1 protein-coding gene is annotated in these 376 nt (G+C 45.2%); it reads left to right on the forward strand.

Annotation, left to right across the window (positions count from 1 at the left end; genetic code table 11):
- Positions 1-50: 50 nt before the first annotated feature.
- Positions 51-376 (forward strand): PEGA domain-containing protein (locus tag RJ53_RS11485; protein ID WP_246496123.1); only part of this gene is annotated, 326 nt, incomplete at its 3' end.

Raw genomic sequence — 376 nt, forward strand, 5'->3', positions numbered from 1 at the left:
GAATTACTTCAAAACCTGCCGATGCTGACATCTATATTGATGGTACTCATATGGGGAGAACACCGCTGACCGTCTCCGGAATAACTCTTGGTGAACATGAGATTGAGCTGAGAAAGAGTGGGTACCAGACATGGGTAAAAGAGATAGAGGTGACTGAGGCCGCCCTCAGAACCACGTGGTCATATAATCCAACGTTAATTGGGGTCAATTATGCGGGGATTAGAATTACATCAAAACCTTCTGATGCTGACATCTATATTGATGGTATTCATATGGGGAGAACACCGCTGACCGTCTCCGGAATAACTCTTGGTGAACATGAGATTGAGCTGAGAAAGAGTGGGTATCAGACCTGGGTAAAAGAGATAGAGGTGAC

The sequence above is a fragment of the Methanocalculus chunghsingensis genome, assembly GCF_018132105.1.
Classification (GTDB): domain Archaea; phylum Halobacteriota; class Methanomicrobia; order Methanomicrobiales; family Methanocorpusculaceae; genus Methanocalculus; species Methanocalculus chunghsingensis.